This is a genomic window from Rathayibacter sp. AY1E8, assembly GCF_002931415.1.
In the GTDB taxonomy this organism is placed as follows: Bacteria; Actinomycetota; Actinomycetes; order Actinomycetales; family Microbacteriaceae; genus Rathayibacter.
On the sequence record NZ_PSVI01000008.1, the window covers coordinates 1 to 16,547 of the forward strand.

The window sequence follows — 16,547 nt, forward strand, 5'->3', positions numbered from 1 at the left end:
CGTCCGCCTGCGGTCGCACCCCTCTGCAGGCTCAGAACCTGTCGAAGAGCTACGGCTCGCTCGAGATCTTCACCGCCGTCGACCTCGCGATCGACCGCGCGGACCTCCTCGAGCCCGCTGAGCATGCGCTCGGCCCGCGCGACCATCTGGTGCGCCGCTGCGGCCTTCGAGGCCTTTGCGCCGAACTTCGCGGCCTGCAGCTGGAGGGCGCCGGCCTTCTTCTCGACGTTGACCCGCTCCTTCTTGCGGCGCTCCTCGTCGGCGGCGCGCTGGCGCTGGTAGTTCTTCCAGTTCATGTTGTAGACGTCGATGACCTGGCGATTGGCGTCGAGGTAGAAGACGCGGTTCACGGTCTCGCCGACCAGCTCGATGTCGTGGCTGATCACGATGAAGCCGCCGCGGTAGTTCTTGAGGAACTCGCGGAGCCAGACGACGGAGTCGGCGTCGAGGTGGTTCGTCGGCTCGTCGAGGATCAGCGTGCTCGCGTCGGAGAAGAGGATGCGCGCGAGCTCGATGCGGCGCCGCTGGCCACCGGAGAGCGTCTTGAGCGGCTGGTCGAGGATCCGGTCGGGGAGGTTGAGGTTGCTCGCGATCGACGCGGCCTCCGCCTCAGCCGCGTATCCGCCGAGGGAGAGGAAGCGGTCCGTGAGGTTGCCGTACTTCTTCATGCCGGCCTCGCTCACGGAGGTGTCGCTGCTCGACATCGCGACCGTCGCCTCCTGCATGCCGAGCACCAGCTGCCCCAGCCCGCGGGCGTCGAGGATGCGGGTGCGCGCGAGCTCCTCCGGGTCGCCGGAGCGCGGGTCCTGAGGGAGGTAGCCGATCTCGCCGCCGCGGTCGACCGTGCCCTTCGAGGCGATGAGGTCGCCCGCGAGGACCTTGGTCAGCGTCGTCTTCCCCGCCCCGTTGCGGCCGACGAGGCCGACCTTGTCGCCGTCGCCCACCCGGAAGGAGACGTTCTCCATCAGGAGTCGGGCGCCGACTCGGAGTTCGAGGTCGTGCACGCTGAGCACAGTGCTGTCCGTTCCCGCCAAGAAATGGCGTTCGGTTCGGGAGGAGTGGGGCAAGGGGCCGCGATGCGGCAGCCCCCTAGTATATTTCCTGAGCCGCGGGGCGGATCCACGTCCGCTCACCGCGGACGCGCTCGCTCCTCGCTCTCGGGCGACCAGGACTCTCGGAGATCACCCATGTCCCCTTCCTCTTCCGCCCTCCCGCGCCCGGTCCTCGCCGACCGGCTCGTCACCCGCTCCGTCGCGACCGACGCCCTGCTGGTGCTCGCGGGTGCGGGTCTCACCGCGGCGATGGCGCAGCTGTTCATCCCGATGTGGCCGGTGCCCTTCACGGGCCAGACCTTCGCGGTCCTCCTGGTCGGCACGACGCTCGGCGCACTCCGCGGCGCGCTCTCCATGCTCGTGTACGCGCTCGTCGGCGCTCTCGGCGCCCCGGTCTTCACCGAGGGCTCGCACGGCTGGGCGGTCCTCGCGGGTCCCACCGGCGGCTACATCGTCGGCTTCGTCCTCGCGTCGATCGTCACCGGGTGGCTCGCCCAGCGGCAGTGGGACCGTCGCGTCCTCGGCACGCTGGTGACCTTCCTCGCCGGCACCGCCACCATCTACCTCGTCGGCCTGCCCTGGCTGGCCGCCGCCCTCGCCTCGCTGGGGCTGCCCGCCGACCTCGGCTCCGTCCTCTCCGCGGGACTCGTGCCCTTCCTGGTCGGCGACGCGCTCAAGGCGCTGGTCGCTGCCGCGCTGCTCCCCACCACCTGGGCGATGCTCTCGCGACGCTCGCGCTGAGCGGTCGCACGGATGCCCGAAGGGCCGGGAGGACGATTCCTCCCGGCCCTTCGGGCATCCGGCAGAGGTCGAGCCGCCCGGTCCTCCTACTTGACATCGGTGGAGACTCCACCGACTCGACCGGCGGGGACGACGACGGCCCCGGACTCCGGAGCCGTCCCGCCCGGCCGTTCCGACTCCACGACGGACTGCGACAGGCTGAAGACGACAGGAACGCCGAAGGGCCGGGAGGACGACTCCTCCCGGCCCTTCGGCGTCGGTGTGCAGCGGCTAGATCGAGAAGCCGAGTGCGCGCATCATGTCGCGCCCGTCCTCGGTGATCCGGTCGGGACCCCACGGCGGCATCCAGACCCAGTTGATCCGGAACGCCTCGACGATGCCGTCGAGCGACTCGGCGGTCTGCTCCTCGAGCACGTCGGTCAGCGGGCAGCCCGCCGAGGTGAGGGTCATATGGATGACGAGGGCGTCGTTCTCGTCGTCCCAGCCCAGGTCGTAGATGAGTCCCAGGTCGACCACGTTGACCCCGAGCTCGGGGTCCATGACGTCCTTGAGGGCCTCCTCGACCTGGTCGAAGAGCTTCGGCTCGAGAGTGGTGACCGCCATGATCAGACCGTCGCCGAGGTCAGGAAGCGGTCGTAGCCCTCGTCCTCGAGCCGGGTGGCGAGCTCCTTGCCGCCCTGCTCGGCGACGCGGCCGGCGACGAAGACGTGGACGAAGTCGGGCTGGATGTAGCGGAGGATCCGCGTGTAGTGCGTGATCAGCAGCACGCCGAGACCGGTGCTCTGGTGGGCGCGGTTGACGCCCTCCGACACGATCTTGAGCGCGTCGACGTCGAGGCCGGAGTCGGTCTCGTCGAGGACGGCGAACTGCGGGGCGAGCAGCTCGAGCTGGAGGATCTCGTTGCGCTTCTTCTCGCCGCCCGAGAAGCCCTCGTTGACGTTGCGCGCCGCGAAGGACGAGTCCATGCGGAGGTTCGCCATCGCCGACTTGACGTCCTTCGTCCACGTGCGGATGGCGGGCGCCTCGCCGGCGATCGCGGTCTTGGCGGTGCGGAGGAAGTTGGTGTTGGTCACACCGGGGATCTCGACCGGGTACTGCATGGCGAGGAAGAGGCCCGCGCGGGCGCGCTCGTCGACGGACATGTCGAGTACCTCGACGCCGTCGAGGGTGATCGAGCCGCCGTCGACGTGGTACTTGGGGTGTCCCGCGATCGTGTACGCGAGGGTGGACTTGCCGGACCCGTTCGGGCCCATGATCGCGTGGATCTCACCCTGGTTGATGGTGAGATCGACACCGCGGAGGATCTGCTTGGTCCCCTGCTCGGTCTCGACACTGACGTGGAGATCGCTGATCTGGAGAACGGACATTCAGACTTCCTTCGTGACGGTCGGGTCGATGTAGACGTCGCCGTCGATGATCTCGACGACGAAGACGGGGACCGGCTCGTAGGCCGGGAGGTTCAGGGGGGTGCCGGTGCGGAGGGAGAACTGGGAGCCGTGCGCCCAGCACTCGAGGCTGTCGCCCTCGACGAAGCCCTCGGAGAGCGAGATCTCGCCGTGGGTGCAGGTGTCGCCGATGGCGTGGATCTCGCCGGCGGAGTCCTGCACGACCGCGATCGCGACTCCGTCGACCTCGACCCGCATGGCCTGGTTGGGGATCAGCTCGGAGACCGAGCAGATCATCGCGGCGTTGCTCATGCGGTGACCGCCGCTCCGCGGGAGGAGCCGGTCTGGCCGGCGCTGCCGGCGAGCTCCGCCTCGATCGCGAGCTGCAGTCGGTCCTCGAGCTCGGCGACCTTGATCTGCTGCACGATCTCGCTGAGGAACCCGCGCACGACCAGGCGTCGCGCCTCGTCCTCGCGGATCCCGCGGGACTGCAGGTAGAAGAGCTGCTCGTCGTCGAAGCGGCCGGTCGCCGAGGCGTGCCCCGCTCCGGCGATGTCACCGGTCTCGATCTCGAGGTTCGGGATGGAGTCGGCGCGCGTGCCGTCCGAGAGGACCAGGTTGCGGTTCTGCTCGTAGCTGTCGGTGCCGGTGGCGCTGTTGCGGATCAGGACGTCGCCGATCCAGACGGTGCGCGCGCCCTCGCCCTGCAGCGCGCCCTTGTAGGTCACGCGGCTGCGGGTGTCGGGGGCGTCGTGGTCGACGTACACCTGCTGCTCGAGGTGCTGGCCGCCGTCGGCGAAGTACAGACCGAAGAGCTCGCCGTCCGCTCCGCGCTCGACGAGGTGCGCCGAGGGGTTCACCCGGACGATGGAGCCGCCGAGGGTGACCACGATGTGCTTCACCTTCGCGTCGCGTCCGACCCGCACGAAGTGGTTGGCCAGGTGCCGGGCGTCGTCCGCCCACTCCTGCACGGTGACGACGGTGAGCTGCGCGCCCTCGCCGACGAGGATCTCCACGTTCTCCGCGAGGGAGGCCTCCCCCTCGTTCTGCAGCACGACGACGGCGCGGGCGTAGGGCGCCGCCTCGATGATCGTGTGCGCGGCGCGGGGTGCGGAGCCGAGGCCCGAGCGGACGAGGGTGGCGACCTTCTCGTCCTCTCCCGTCACGCGGACGGCGAGAGCCTTCTCGAAGCTCGACCAGGCGTTCGCGGCGGCGCGGTCCTCGGGGAGGCCGGCAGTGCCGATCCGCTGGTCGTCGCGGCCGACCCACGAGACGTCGACACCGTCCACCGCCGTGTGCTCGACCGGGGCGGGCGAGCCGTCGAGCGCGCCGTCGATGAGATCGCCCAGGCGGGCGACGGGCGTCAGCTTCCAGGCGATCTCGCGGCCGGTGACGGCCTCGAAGGCCTCGACGTCGACCGACGCTAAGCGCTCGGAGCGCGTCTGCACGGGCGTGAACGCCCCGTCGGAGTGGGCGCTGATGCCCAGGCGCTCAGCGGCGGCCGCGCCGTCGATCTCGGGGGTCGCGGCGCTCGTGGGGACCGTCATCTGGCGGTGGTTCCTTTCGATGGGTGCGGGGCGCCCCGTCCGGGCGCCCCTTCGAGGGGGGAGGCGGGCGTCAACCGACGCTGCCCTCCATCCCCATCTCGATGAGCTTGTTCAGCTCGAGGGCGTACTCCATGGGCAGCTCGCGCGCGATCGGCTCGATGAAGCCGCGAACGATCATGGCCATGGCCTCGTCCTCCGGCAGGCCGCGCGACATCAGGTAGAAGAGCTGCTCCTCGCTGACCTTCGACACCGTCGCCTCGTGGCCGAGCTGCACGTCGTCGACGCGGATGTCGATCGCCGGGTAGGTGTCGGAGCGCGAGATGGTGTCGACCAGGAGGGCGTCGCAGCGCACGGTGTTCGCCGAGTGGTGCGCGTTCGCGTCCACCCGGACCTCGCCGCGGTATCCGGCGCGACCGCCGCCGCGGGCGATCGACTTCGAGACGATCGACGACTGCGTGTACGGCGCCATGTGGACCATCTTCGCGCCGGCGTCCTGGTGCTGGCCGGGGCCCGCGAACGCGACGGAGAGGGTCTCGCCCTTGGCGTGCTCGCCGACCAGGAAGATCGACGGGTACTTCATCGTGACCTTGGAGCCGATGTTGCCGTCGATCCACTCCATCGTCGCGCCCTCGTGCGCGATCGCGCGCTTGGTGACGAGGTTGTAGACGTTGTTCGACCAGTTCTGGATCGTCGTGTAGCGCACGCGGGCGTTCTTCTTCACGATGATCTCGACCACGGCCGAGTGCAGCGAGTCCGACTTGTAGATCGGAGCCGTGCAGCCCTCGATGTAGTGGACGTAGCTGTCCTCGTCCGCGATGATCAGGGTCCGCTCGAACTGGCCCATGTTCTCGGTGTTGATCCGGAAGTAGGCCTGCAGCGGGATGTCGACGTGGACGCCCTTGGGGACGTACACGAAGGAGCCGCCGGACCAGACGGCGGTGTTCAGCGCCGCGAACTTGTTGTCGCCCGCGGGGATGACGGTGCCGAAGTACTCCTCGAAGATCTCGGGGTGCTCGCGCAGCGCCGTGTCGGTGTCCATGAAGATGACGCCCTGCTCCTCCAGGTCCTCGCGGATCTGGTGGTAGACGACCTCGGACTCGTACTGGGCCGCGACGCCGCCGACGAGGCGCTGGCGCTCCGCCTCCGGGATGCCGAGCTTCTCGTACGTGTTCTTGATGTCGTCCGGGAGGTCGTCCCAGGTCTGCGCCTGCTTCTCGGTGGAGCGGACGAAGTACTTGATGTTGTCGAAGTCGATGTCCGACAGGTCGGCGCCCCACGTCGGCATGGGCTTGCGCTCGAAGAGCTTCAGGGCCTTCATGCGGCGGTCGCGCATCCAGGCGGGCTCGTTCTTGAGCGCGGAGATGTCGGAGACGACCTCGGGCGAGATGCCGCGTCGCGCGGAGGCTCCGGCGGAGTCCGAGTCGGACCAGCCGAACTCGTAGACGCCCAGGCTCTCGAGCTCGGGGCGGTCGATCAGGATGTCTGACATGTGTACCTCGTTTCCTACCCACTGCTAACCGGTCGGGTCCCGGAGTCATTCCCCCGGGGGTGGCCCGCGGGTGCTCTCCGGCCGGTCGCGCGATCGATCTGATGCGCGGAGCGGATGATGTGCGTCCCTGGATTCCGGAGGTGTGCGTCGGCGCTCCATCGGGCCGTGTGCGGATCACGTGCGCAGGGTGCGTCGAACCGTGACCAGCTTCTCATTCTACCGGCGTCCGCCGTTCAGCGGAACCTCCGCACCTGGGTGTCGGCCGGGCACCGGTGACGTGCCTCCAGACGCGCATGGCCATACCGGTGTCGGTGGTCCGTGATTCGGTTCCGCCATGACGAACGACGCATCGACCCCGATCCCCGCACGACTCGTGACCGCACTGGTGGGCGCCGGCCTGCCGACCGGACCCGCACGGGCGTTCGGCCCTCTCGCCCGCGCGATCGCGGCCGACCTCCCGCTGCGGGCGCTCCCCCGCGTGCTCCTGCGCCTCCGGCGGCACCTGCTCTCCGCCGAGCCGGAGCCCGCGGTCAGGCGGCGGGCTGGAGCTCCTGGGCGGCGCCCCGGCGCTGGGCGCGCACGGTGAACAGCCTCGGGTTCACGTCGAGCAGCACGCGGACCGCGCCGACCCAGATGAGCGCCGAGCCGAGGAGGTGCACCGCGACGAGCGTCTCGGGCAGCGCGGTGAGCGACTGCGCCACCCCGACCAGCGCCTGCAGCACGACGACCACGAGGAAGGCGATCACGCGCCGCCGGGCGAGCTCCGAGCCCGCCGCCCGCGACAGGCGCAGGAGCAGCGCGGCGCCCACGACGAGCACCGCTGTGCCGAGCACGCCGTGCACGACGGTCACGCTCTCCCAGTGGAACTGCATGCGGGGCACCTCCGCGGAGTCGCCGGCGTGCGGGCCGGTCCCCGTCACGAGGGTCCCCACGAGGATGACGAGGAGCGTCAGGCCGACGAGCCCGATGCTGAGCGCCCGCGTCGCGCGGTCCGGCTCGAAGGCCACGGACTGCGAGCGGTGGGCGCGGTGCCACGTCAGTGCGGTGGTGGTGAGGAGGGCGATGGCGAGAACGAAGTGCCCGGCCACGATGTACGGGTTCAGGCCCGAGTGCACGGTCGCGCCGCCCGCGAGGGCGTTCGCGACGACGAGCCAGAACTGCGACCAGGCGAGCCGGGTCATGGTGCGGTCGCGCGGCTTCTGCAGGCGCGCGGCCGTGATCGCCCAGCCCACCGCGACCACGAGGACGCCGGTGAACGCGCGGTTCGTGAACTCGATGAAGCCGTGGATCCCGAGCTCGGGTGTCGAGGTGAGCGAGCCCGGCTCGCACGCCGGCCAGGTGGGGCAGCCGAGGCCCGAGCCGGTCAGCCGGACGACGCCCCCGAAGAAGATGATCAGGATGCTCGCGACGAGCGCCGCGGTGGTCCCCCAGCGCAGTGCGCGCGGACCGAGGGTCACCCGCTCGGCGAGCAAGGAGAACGGCGTCACCATCAGAAGGGCAGCAGCGGGTCGATGCCGACGGCGAGGAAGAGCAGGGTGAGGTATCCGATGGACCCGTGGAACACCCGCATCGGCGAGACGTGCTCGTGACGGATCGCGAGGCTGTAGAGGCGGTGCGTCTCGGCGATGAACCAGACTCCGCTGCCGAGCGCGACCACCGTGTAGAGCACCCCCATTCCGGCGACGGGGATCAGCAGGAGCGAGCAGGCGACGGTGGCCCAGGCGTAGAGGATGACCTGGAGCCCGACGATCGTGCGCCCGCGCACGACGGCCAGCATCGGCACGCCGGCGGCCTGGTAGTCGTCCCGGTACTTCATCGACAACGGCCAGTAGTGCGGCGGCGTCCAGAGGAAGATGACGGAGAAGAGGATGACGGGGGCCCAGTCGAGCGAGCCGGTGACCGCCGCCCAGCCGATCAGCACCGGCATGCAGCCCGCGATGCCGCCCCACACGATGTTCTGCGGCGTCCGGCGCTTGAGGAAGAGCGTGTAGAACACGACGTAGATCAGGATCGCGGCGAGCGAGAGGCCCGCGGAGAGCCAGTTGGCAGTGAGGCCGAGCCAGACGATCGACAGGACGCCGATCGTGGTCGCGAAGACGAGCGCGGCCCGGTCCGAGATCTCCCCGGTCACGAGCGGCCGGTTCTTCGTCCGGTTCATGATCCGGTCGATGTCGCGGTCGAAGTAGCAGTTGAACGCGCCCGCGGACCCGGCGCTCAGGGCGCCGCCGATCAGGACGTTGAGGACCAGCAGCAGATTCGGGATCCCGCCCTGCGCCAGGATCATCGTCGGAGCAGTCACCACGAGGAGCAGCTCGATCACGCGCGGCTTCGTCAGAGCGACGAAGGCCTTCACCTTGCGCGAGAGGGTCGTCGGCGACGCCCCGTCCCGCTCGACGGCGGTGGTCTCCACGACTGCGTCCATTGCTCCTCTAACGATTCGATGATCCCGAACGAGTGTAATGCGCCCGTCCGGGAGCCGGGCCCGGCGTGCACGCTTGTCCAATCGGACGCAGACATATGCGACCACGCAACCCCCGGTCAGCGGCGCACCCCCCTCCGTATACTCGGGACTGCTCGCCAGAGCGCCCGGCACGCACCCGAGCCCGCCCGACGATCGTCGGCACGGGGCCGAGAGGGCCGTCGCCGGAGCATCGTGTCGAAGTCGTCATGCGGCGTGCTCCACCATGCGAGAGGGCGGACGGTCCCCGTCTGCCCCACGTCTCGAGAAGGGTCAGTACCAAGTGTCAGAACTGCAATGGGAATCCATTGACGAGAAGGCAGTCGACACGGCGAGGGTTCTCGCCGCGGATGCGGTCGAGAAGGTCGGCAACGGCCATCCCGGAACCGCCATGAGCCTCGCGCCCGCCGCCTACCTCCTGTTCCAGAAGGTCATGCGCCGCGATCCGTCCGACGCGACCTGGATCGGCCGCGACCGGTTCATCCTGTCGGTCGGCCACTCGTCGCTGACCCAGTACGTCCAGTTCTACCTGGGCGGCTACGGACTCGAGCTCGACGACCTCAAGGCGCTGCGCACCTGGGGCTCGAAGACCCCGGGCCACCCGGAGTACGGCCACACCGACGGCGTCGAGATCACCACAGGGCCGCTCGGCCAGGGCCTCGCCTCCGCCGTGGGCTTCGCCTACGCCTCGCGCTTCGAGCGCGACCTGTTCGACCCGGAGGCCGCCGCGGGCACCTCCCCGTTCGACCACTTCGTCTACGTGATCGCCGGCGACGGCGACCTGCAGGAGGGCGTCACCAGCGAGGCCTCCTCGCTGGCCGGCCACCAGAAGCTCGGCAACCTGGTCGTCATCTACGACTCCAACCAGATCTCGATCGAGGACGACACCAACATCGCCTTCACCGAGGACGTCAAGGCGCGCTACGAGGCCTACGACTGGCAGGTCCAGGTCGTCGACTGGAAGAAGACGGGCGAGTACCACGAGGACGTCGCCGAGCTGCACGCCGCGATCGAGGCCGCGAAGGGCGAGACCGACAAGCCGTCGCTCATCATCCTGCGCACCATCATCGGCTGGCCGTCGCCGAAGAAGCAGAACACCGGCAAGATCCACGGCTCCGCCCTGGGCGCCGACGAGCTCCGCGGACTCAAGGAGGTGCTCGGCTTCGACCCCGAGAAGACCTTCGACGTCGCCGACGAGGTCATCGAGCACACCCGCAAGGCCGTCGAGCGCGGCCAGGCCCAGCACGCCGAGTGGGACGAGCAGCTCGCCGCCTGGGCGTCCGCGAACCCCGAGAAGAAGGAGCTGCTCGACCGGGTCCTCTCGGGCGAGCTGCCCGAGGGCGTCCAGGAGGCGCTCCCCGTCTTCGAGCCCGGCAAGGAGGTCTCGACCCGCGCTGCATCCGGCAAGGTCATCAACGCCCTCGCCGGCGTGATCCCCGAGCTGTGGGGCGGCTCCGCCGACCTCGCCGAGTCGAACAACACGACGATCGAGGGAGCCGGCTCCTTCGTCCCGACGGAGTTCTCGACCCACGAGTGGACCGGGAAGAAGGGCGGCCGCGTGCTGCACTTCGGCATCCGCGAGCACGCCATGGGCGCGATCCTCAACGGGATCGTCCTGCACGGCAACACCCGCCCCTTCGGCGGCACCTTCCTGATCTTCTCCGACTACATGCGCCCGGCGGTCCGTCTCGCCGCGCTCATGAAGGCGCCGGCCATCTACGTCTGGACCCACGACTCCGTGGCGCTCGGCGAGGACGGCCCGACGCACCAGCCGGTCGAGCAGCTGTCGACCCTCCGCGCGATCCCGGGCCTGGACATCGTCCGCCCCGGCGACGCGAACGAGGTCGCCTACGCCTGGAAGACCATCCTCGAGCGCCGCGAGGGCCCCGCCGGCCTCGCGCTCACCCGTCAGAACATCCCGGTGTTCGAGCGCGGCGAGGGCGACGCGGAGGGCGAGACCTTCGCCTCCGCCGCGAACGTCGCCCGTGGTGCCTACATCCTGGCCGAGGCGCCGGGCGGCACCCCGGACGTGATCTTCATCGCGACCGGCTCCGAGGTCCAGATCGCCGTCGAGGCGCGCGAGGCCCTGAGGAGCGAAGGCGTCAACGCCCGCGTCGTCTCGGCTCCGTCCCTCGAGTGGTTCGAGGAGCAGGACGCCGAGTACCGCGAGAAGGTCCTGCCCTCCTCGGTGAAGGCGCGCGTCTCGATCGAGGCCGGCCTGAGCCTGGGCTGGCAGAAGTACGTCGGCGACGCCGGCCGCTCCGTCTCGATCGAGCACTTCGGCGCCTCGGCCGACTACAAGACCCTGTTCCGCGAGTTCGGGATCACCACCGAGGCGGCACTGTCCGCCGCCAAGGAGTCGCTCGCAGCCTCCTGACCCGAAGGCCGCGTCCACCACGGACGCGGCCTTCGCCGTCGGAGCAGCGGCTCCCCCTCACACCACGCACCACCTACGCAGAAGAAGAAGAGACATGACCGAGAACACCCCCACCGCAGAGCTCTCCGCCGCTGGCGTCAGCATCTGGCTCGACGACCTCTCCCGCTCGCGCATCTCCACCGGAGGGCTGCAGAAGCTCATCGAGGAGAAGAACGTCGTCGGAGTCACCACGAACCCCACGATCTTCGCCGCGGCCCTGACCAACGGCGAGTCCTACGACGCCCAGGTGCGCGAGCTCGCCTCCGCCGGCACCTCGGTGACCGACGCCGTCTTCGAGATCACCACCGACGACGTCGCCGCGGCGTCCGACATCTTCCGCCCGATCTACGACGCGACCAACGGCTACGACGGCCGCGTGTCGATCGAGGTCGAGCCCGGCCTGGCGCACGACGCCCAGGGCACCATCGAGCAGGCCAAGGCCCTCTGGGCCAAGGTCGACCGCCCCAACGCGATGATCAAGATCCCCGCGACCGTCGAGGGCCTCGAGGCCATCACGGAGGTCATCGGCTCCGGCATCTCGGTGAACGTCACCCTGATCTTCTCGCTCGCCCGCTACCGCGCCGTCATCAACGCGTACCTGGCCGGCCTCGAGAAGGCCAAGGACGCCGGCATCGACCTGTCGACCATCCACTCCGTCGCCTCGTTCTTCGTCTCGCGCGTCGACACCGAGATCGACAAGCGCCTCGAGGCCGTCGGCACCGACGAGGCCCGCGCCCTCAAGAGCAAGTCCGGCGTCGCCAACGCGCAGCTGGCCTACGAGGTCTTCGTCGAGGCGTTCGCCACCGAGCGCGCCCTGCTGCTCCAGGAGTCCGGCGCCAACCGCCAGCGCCCCCTCTGGGCCTCGACCGGCGTCAAGTCGACCGACCTCCCCGACACCCTCTACGTGACCGAGCTCGTCGCGGCCGGCGTGGTCAACACGATGCCCGAGAAGACCCTCGAGGCGACCTTCGACCACGGCGTCATCACCGGCGACACCGTCACCGGCTCGTACGCCGACGCGAACGCCGTCCTCGACGCCGTCGCGGCGCAGGGCGTCTCGTACGCCGACGTCACCGAGCTGCTCGAGAAGGAGGGCGTGGAGAAGTTCATCGTCTCCTGGAACGAGCTGCTCGACACCGTCACCGCGGCGCTCGAGGGCGCGAAGGCGCAGGCCTGATCATGGCCATCCAGATCCACGTCAGCGGAGACGCCGAGAAGGCCGTCGACCGCGTCGTCCCGGAGCTCGTCGCCGACGAGGTCGCGTCCGGCATCACCGCCCAGGCCCCCACCCTGTGGGGCGCCGCGGCGGAGGAGGAGGCGGCCAAGCGCCTCGGGTGGACCGAGTCGACCACCGTCTCCCGCCCCCTGATCCCCCAGATCCTCGCCCTGCGCGAGGAGTTCCAGGCCAAGGGCGTCGACCACATCGTCCTCGGCGGCATGGGCGGCTCCTCGCTCGCGCCCGAGGTCATCACCCGCACCGCCGGCGTCGAGCTCACCGTGCTCGACTCGACGGCGCCCGGCCAGGTGCTCGCGGCCCTGAACGACCGGCTCGCGTCGACCGCGGTCGTCATCTCCTCGAAGTCCGGCTCGACCGTCGAGACCGCGAGCCAGAAGAAGGCCTACGAGAAGGCGTTCACGGAGGCGGGCATCGATCCGCTCGACCGCATCGTCATCGTGACCGACCCGGGCTCGCCCCTGGACACCTCCTCCCGCGAGGCCGGCTACCGCGTGTTCAACGCCGACCCGAACATCGGCGGGCGCTTCTCGGCGCTCTCCGCGTTCGGCCTCGTGCCGTCCGGGCTCGCCGGCGCCGACATCGAGGCCCTCCTCGACGAGGCGGCCGAGGCCTCCCTCGGGCTCGCCGTGGACTCCCCCGAGAACCCGGGCCTGATCCTCGGAGCGGCGATCGCCGCGACCAGCCCGCGCCGCGACAAGCTCGCGATCGTCGCCGACGGGACCGACATCGTCGGCTTCGCCGACTGGGCGGAGCAGCTGATCGCCGAGTCCACCGGCAAGGACGGCACGGGCATCCTCCCCGTCGTCCTCGGCACGCTGGCCCCCGAGCTCTCGGAGGACCTGCCCGACGTGCAGGTCGTCCGCCTGGTCGAGGACGCCACGGCGCTGCACCTGTTCCCGCGCGACCGCCACGAGGGCGAGATCCTCCTCTCCGGCTCGCTCGGCGCTCAGATGCTGACGTGGGAGTACGCCGTCGCCGTCGCGGGTCGCCTCCTGGGCATCAACCCGTTCGACCAGCCCGACGTCGAGTCGGCGAAGGTCGCGACCCGGGCCCTGCTCGAGAAGCGCCCCGAGCCCGAGGCGCCCGCGTTCACCGACGCGGGCATCGAGGTCACCGGCAGCAGCAGCGTCACCGAGGGCGTCTCGACCGTCGCCGCCGCTGTCGACCGCCTCCTCGCGCAGCTGGGCGACGGCGGCTACGTCTCGATCCAGGCGTACGTCGACCGCCTCGCGCTCCCGCAGCTCGAGGGCGTGCGCGACCTCCTCGCCGCGCAGGCCCAGCGCCCCGTCACCTTCGGGTGGGGCCCGCGCTTCCTGCACTCGACCGGGCAGTACCACAAGGGAGGGGCGCCGACCGGCGTGTTCCTCCAGATCACCGAGCGCTCCGACGTGGACCTCGAGATCCCGGACAGCCCGTTCACCTTCGGCCAGCTCATCCTGGCGCAGGCCGCCGGCGACGCGAGCGTGCTCGCCGAGCACGGCCGGCCGGTGCTGACCCTCACGCTGACCGACCCCGAGGCCGACCTCGAGGCGCTCTTCGAGGCCCTCAACACCTGATCCGACGGGCACGCCGCCGCTGCGCTCTCGAGCGCGCGGCGGCGTGCCCGCGGTCGTCCCGCGACCACTTCCCGGGGCAGCAGCCGGGCCCGCCCGCTCCTCCCCCTCCCTCACCGATAGCAGTGCGCCGGTCCCACCGGCACACAGAAGGACACTGCACATGTCTGTGGACATCACCCCCGAGTTCAATCCGCTGAGGTTGAGCTTCGACCGCCGGTTGAACCGGATCGCCGGGCCCAGCGGCCTCGTCATCTTCGGCGTGACCGGCGACCTCTCCCGCAAGAAGCTCATGCCCGCGGTCTACGATCTCGCCAACCGCGGCCTCCTGCCTCCCGGCTTCGCCCTCGTCGGATTCGCCCGGCGCGACTGGGACGACCAGGACTTCGAGCAGGTCGTCCACGACTCCGTGAAGAAGCACGCCCGCACCGAGTTCCACGAGGAGGTCTGGGCGCAGCTCGCGCAGGGCATCCGGTTCGTGCAGGGCGAGTTCGACGACCCCGAGGCGTTCGCCCGCCTGAAGACGACCGTCGACGACCTCGACCGCGAGCGCGGCACGAACGGCAACTTCGCCTTCTACCTCTCGATCCCCCCGAAGTCCTTCCCGCAGGTCACCGAGCAGCTGCGCAGCTCCGGCCTCGCCGAGCAGAAGGACGGCCAGTGGCGCCGCGTCGTCATCGAGAAGCCGTTCGGCAGCGACCTGAAGACGGCTCGCGAGCTGAACGACGTCGTCGAGTCGGTCTTCCCGCCCGACTCCGTCTTCCGGATCGACCACTACCTCGGCAAGGAGACGGTCCAGAACATCCTGGCCCTCCGCTTCGCCAACATGATGTACGAGCCGCTCTGGAACTCGAACTACGTCGACCACGTGCAGATCACCATGGCCGAGGACATCGGCGTGGGCGGGCGCGCGGGCTACTACGACGGCATCGGAGCGGCGCGCGACGTCATCCAGAACCACCTGCTGCAGCTGCTCGCCCTGACCGCCATGGAGGAGCCGATCTCGTTCGACGCGGCCGACCTCCGTGCGGAGAAGGAGAAGGTCCTCGCGGCCGTCCGCCTCCCCGCCGACCTCTCCACCGCGACCGCCCGCGGGCAGTACGCCGGCGGCTGGCAGGGCGGCGAGAAGGTGCTCGGCTTCCTCGAGGAGGACGGCATGAGCCCCACCTCGACCACCGAGACCTACGCCGCCATGCGCCTGGACATCGGCACCCGACGCTGGGCCGGCGTGCCGTTCTACCTGCGGGCCGGCAAGCGCCTCGGCCGCCGCGTCACCGAGATCGCGGTCGTGTTCAAGCGGGCACCGAAGCAGCTCTTCGCCGAGAGCCAGACCACGTCGCTGGGCCAGAACGCGCTCGTCATCCGGGTCCAGCCCGACGAGGGCGTCACCATGCGCTTCGGCTCGAAGGTGCCCGGCGCCGGCATGCAGGTGCGCGACGTGACGATGGACTTCGGCTACGGCCACGCGTTCACCGAGGCGAGTCCCGAGGCCTACGAGCGTCTCATCCTCGACGTCCTCCTGGGCGAGCCGCCGCTCTTCCCCCGGCACGAGGAGGTCGAGCTGTCCTGGAAGATCCTCGACCCGATCGAGGAGTTCTGGGCCACGCAGGGCCAGCCCGAGCAGTACCGCCCCGGAACCTGGGGCCCCGATTCCGCCGACGAGCTCCTCGCCCGCGACGGCCGCACCTGGAGGCGTCCATGATCGTCGATCTGCCCGACACCACGACGAGCGAGGTCTCGAAGACCCTCGTCAAGATCCGCGAGGAGGGCGGCGCCGTCGCCCTCGGCCGCGTCCTCACCCTCATCATCGCGACCTCCCGGGGTCACGAGGAGGAGGCCATCGAAGCCGCGAACGACGCGTCCCGCGAGCACCCGATGCGCGTCATCGTGGTCTCGAAAGACGACGGCACCACCACGGTCCCGGTCGACGCGACGGCGCGGGTCGACGCGCAGATCCGGGTCGGAGGCGACGCCGGCGCGAGCGAGGTCGTCGTGCTCCGTCCCTACGGGGACGCGGCCGAGGACGAGGAGAGCCTGGTCACGGGCCTGCTCCTCCCCGACGCCCCCGTCGTGGCCTGGTGGCCGAACAGCGCTCCGGACAACGCCTCCGCGTCCCCGATCGGCCGGATCGCCACCCGGCGGATCACCGACGCGTCGGCCCAGTCGAACCCGGCGGAGGCGCTGCACCACCTCGCCTCCACCTATGCCCCCGGCGACACCGACTTCGCCTGGACCCGCCTCACCCTCTGGCGCGCGCAGCTCGCAGCCGTGCTCGACCAGCCGCCCTACGAGCCGATCACGGCCGTCGAGGTCTCGGGCGCGCCCGACTCCCCCTCGACGATCCTGCTCGCCGCCTGGCTGCAGCTCGAGCTCGACATCCCCGTCGACCACGAGCTCACGATCAGCGCCACCGGGTCCAGCGGGATCCACGGCGTGCGGCTCATCCGCGACTCCGGAGTGATCGAGCTCGAGCGCTCGGTGCCCAACGTCGCGACGCTCACGCAGCCCGATCAGCCGGTCCACGACATCTCGCTCCCCCGCCGCAGCCTCCGGGACTGCCTGGCGGAGGAGCTGCGCCGGCTCGACCCGGATGACCTGTACGGTGAAGTGATCTCGCGCGGGGTCGACATGCTCACTGAGAAGGCCGAGGCCCGCAGCGCCTCCTGAGG

The 16,547-nt window shown here is 70.2% G+C and carries 14 protein-coding genes; 6 read left to right on the forward strand and 8 right to left on the reverse strand.

The genetic code is table 11. From position 1 onward, the window contains the following. Positions 1–1,013 (reverse strand): ATP-binding cassette domain-containing protein (locus C5C74_RS03595; RefSeq protein WP_146083005.1); only part of this gene is annotated, 1,013 nt, incomplete at its 3' end. 174 nt (positions 1,014–1,187) lie between these two features. Between C5C74_RS03595 and C5C74_RS03600 the strand changes: the two genes are divergently transcribed. Further along, entirely contained in the window at positions 1,188–1,793 is a 606-nt protein-coding gene (locus C5C74_RS03600; protein ID WP_104232632.1) for a biotin transporter BioY, read from the forward strand. Between the two features lie 270 nt (positions 1,794–2,063). Here the strand turns inward: C5C74_RS03600 and C5C74_RS03605 are convergent, their stop codons facing one another. The 7 genes from C5C74_RS03605 to C5C74_RS03635 form a co-directional block, all read right to left on the reverse strand. Then, positions 2,064–2,396, reverse strand: coding sequence for a metal-sulfur cluster assembly factor (locus tag C5C74_RS03605; RefSeq protein ID WP_104221939.1), 333 nt, complete (start codon positions 2,394–2,396; stop codon positions 2,064–2,066). 2 nt (positions 2,397–2,398) lie between these two features. Beyond that, positions 2,399–3,160, reverse strand: coding sequence for a Fe-S cluster assembly ATPase SufC (gene sufC, locus C5C74_RS03610; protein ID WP_104221937.1), 762 nt, complete (start codon positions 3,158–3,160; stop codon positions 2,399–2,401). Further along, a complete protein-coding gene (locus C5C74_RS03615) occupies positions 3,161–3,490 on the reverse strand; it encodes a non-heme iron oxygenase ferredoxin subunit (RefSeq protein WP_077222834.1) in 330 nt (109 codons plus the stop codon). Beyond that, positions 3,487–4,725: a Fe-S cluster assembly protein SufD gene (gene sufD / locus C5C74_RS03620; protein WP_104348652.1), complete on the reverse strand. Its 1,239-nt coding sequence runs from the start codon at positions 4,723–4,725 to the stop codon at positions 3,487–3,489. The genes C5C74_RS03615 and sufD overlap by 4 nt, the downstream gene beginning before the upstream one ends. A gap of 70 nt (positions 4,726–4,795) precedes the next feature. After that, complete coding sequence (gene sufB / locus C5C74_RS03625) at positions 4,796–6,214, reverse strand: Fe-S cluster assembly protein SufB (RefSeq protein WP_104221933.1); 1,419 nt, start codon at positions 6,212–6,214, stop codon at positions 4,796–4,798. A gap of 530 nt (positions 6,215–6,744) precedes the next feature. Continuing rightward, positions 6,745–7,704, reverse strand: a complete 960-nt coding sequence (locus C5C74_RS03630) for a heme A synthase (protein ID WP_104351001.1) — start codon at positions 7,702–7,704, stop codon at positions 6,745–6,747. Continuing rightward, positions 7,704–8,636, reverse strand: coding sequence for a heme o synthase (locus tag C5C74_RS03635; protein ID WP_104221928.1), 933 nt, complete (start codon positions 8,634–8,636; stop codon positions 7,704–7,706). Before C5C74_RS03635 ends, C5C74_RS03630 begins: the two co-directional genes overlap by 1 nt. A gap of 319 nt (positions 8,637–8,955) precedes the next feature. On the opposite strand from C5C74_RS03635, the gene tkt reads away from it, so the two are divergent. The 5 genes from tkt (at position 8,956) to C5C74_RS03660 (ending at position 16,545) form a co-directional block, all read left to right on the forward strand. Then, a complete protein-coding gene (gene tkt, locus C5C74_RS03640) occupies positions 8,956–11,049 on the forward strand; it encodes a transketolase (protein WP_104221926.1) in 2,094 nt (697 codons plus the stop codon). Between the two features lie 94 nt (positions 11,050–11,143). Beyond that, a complete protein-coding gene (gene tal / locus C5C74_RS03645; RefSeq protein WP_104221924.1) occupies positions 11,144–12,265 on the forward strand; it encodes a transaldolase in 1,122 nt (373 codons plus the stop codon). 2 nt (positions 12,266–12,267) lie between these two features. Further along, a complete protein-coding gene (locus tag C5C74_RS03650; RefSeq protein ID WP_104260739.1) occupies positions 12,268–13,881 on the forward strand; it encodes a glucose-6-phosphate isomerase in 1,614 nt (537 codons plus the stop codon). Between the two features lie 160 nt (positions 13,882–14,041). After that, the gene (gene zwf / locus C5C74_RS03655) at positions 14,042–15,580 is read left to right on the forward strand and encodes a glucose-6-phosphate dehydrogenase (protein ID WP_104246802.1); all 1,539 of its coding nucleotides are present in this window, start codon (positions 14,042–14,044) and stop codon (positions 15,578–15,580) included. Then, on the forward strand, positions 15,577–16,545 hold the full coding sequence (locus C5C74_RS03660; RefSeq protein ID WP_104232638.1) for a glucose-6-phosphate dehydrogenase assembly protein OpcA: 969 nt from the start codon (positions 15,577–15,579) through the stop codon (positions 16,543–16,545). The genes zwf and C5C74_RS03660 overlap by 4 nt, the downstream gene beginning before the upstream one ends. Positions 16,546–16,547 lie beyond the last annotated feature (2 nt).

Coding starts and splice junctions, on each gene's coding strand:
- C5C74_RS03600 (WP_104232632.1), top strand. CDS start 1,188: ATGTCCCCTTCCTCTTCCGCCCTCCCGCGCCCGGTCCTCGCCGACCGG.
- C5C74_RS03605 (WP_104221939.1), bottom strand. CDS start 2,396: ATGGCGGTCACCACTCTCGAGCCGAAGCTCTTCGACCAGGTCGAGGAG.
- sufC (WP_104221937.1), bottom strand. CDS start 3,160: ATGTCCGTTCTCCAGATCAGCGATCTCCACGTCAGTGTCGAGACCGAG.
- C5C74_RS03615 (WP_077222834.1), bottom strand. CDS start 3,490: ATGAGCAACGCCGCGATGATCTGCTCGGTCTCCGAGCTGATCCCCAAC.
- sufD (WP_104348652.1), bottom strand. CDS start 4,725: ATGACGGTCCCCACGAGCGCCGCGACCCCCGAGATCGACGGCGCGGCC.
- sufB (WP_104221933.1), bottom strand. CDS start 6,214: ATGTCAGACATCCTGATCGACCGCCCCGAGCTCGAGAGCCTGGGCGTC.
- C5C74_RS03630 (WP_104351001.1), bottom strand. CDS start 7,704: ATGGTGACGCCGTTCTCCTTGCTCGCCGAGCGGGTGACCCTCGGTCCG.
- C5C74_RS03635 (WP_104221928.1), bottom strand. CDS start 8,636: ATGGACGCAGTCGTGGAGACCACCGCCGTCGAGCGGGACGGGGCGTCG.
- tal (WP_104221924.1), top strand. CDS start 11,144: ATGACCGAGAACACCCCCACCGCAGAGCTCTCCGCCGCTGGCGTCAGC.
- C5C74_RS03650 (WP_104260739.1), top strand. CDS start 12,268: ATGGCCATCCAGATCCACGTCAGCGGAGACGCCGAGAAGGCCGTCGAC.
- zwf (WP_104246802.1), top strand. CDS start 14,042: ATGTCTGTGGACATCACCCCCGAGTTCAATCCGCTGAGGTTGAGCTTC.
- C5C74_RS03660 (WP_104232638.1), top strand. CDS start 15,577: ATGATCGTCGATCTGCCCGACACCACGACGAGCGAGGTCTCGAAGACC.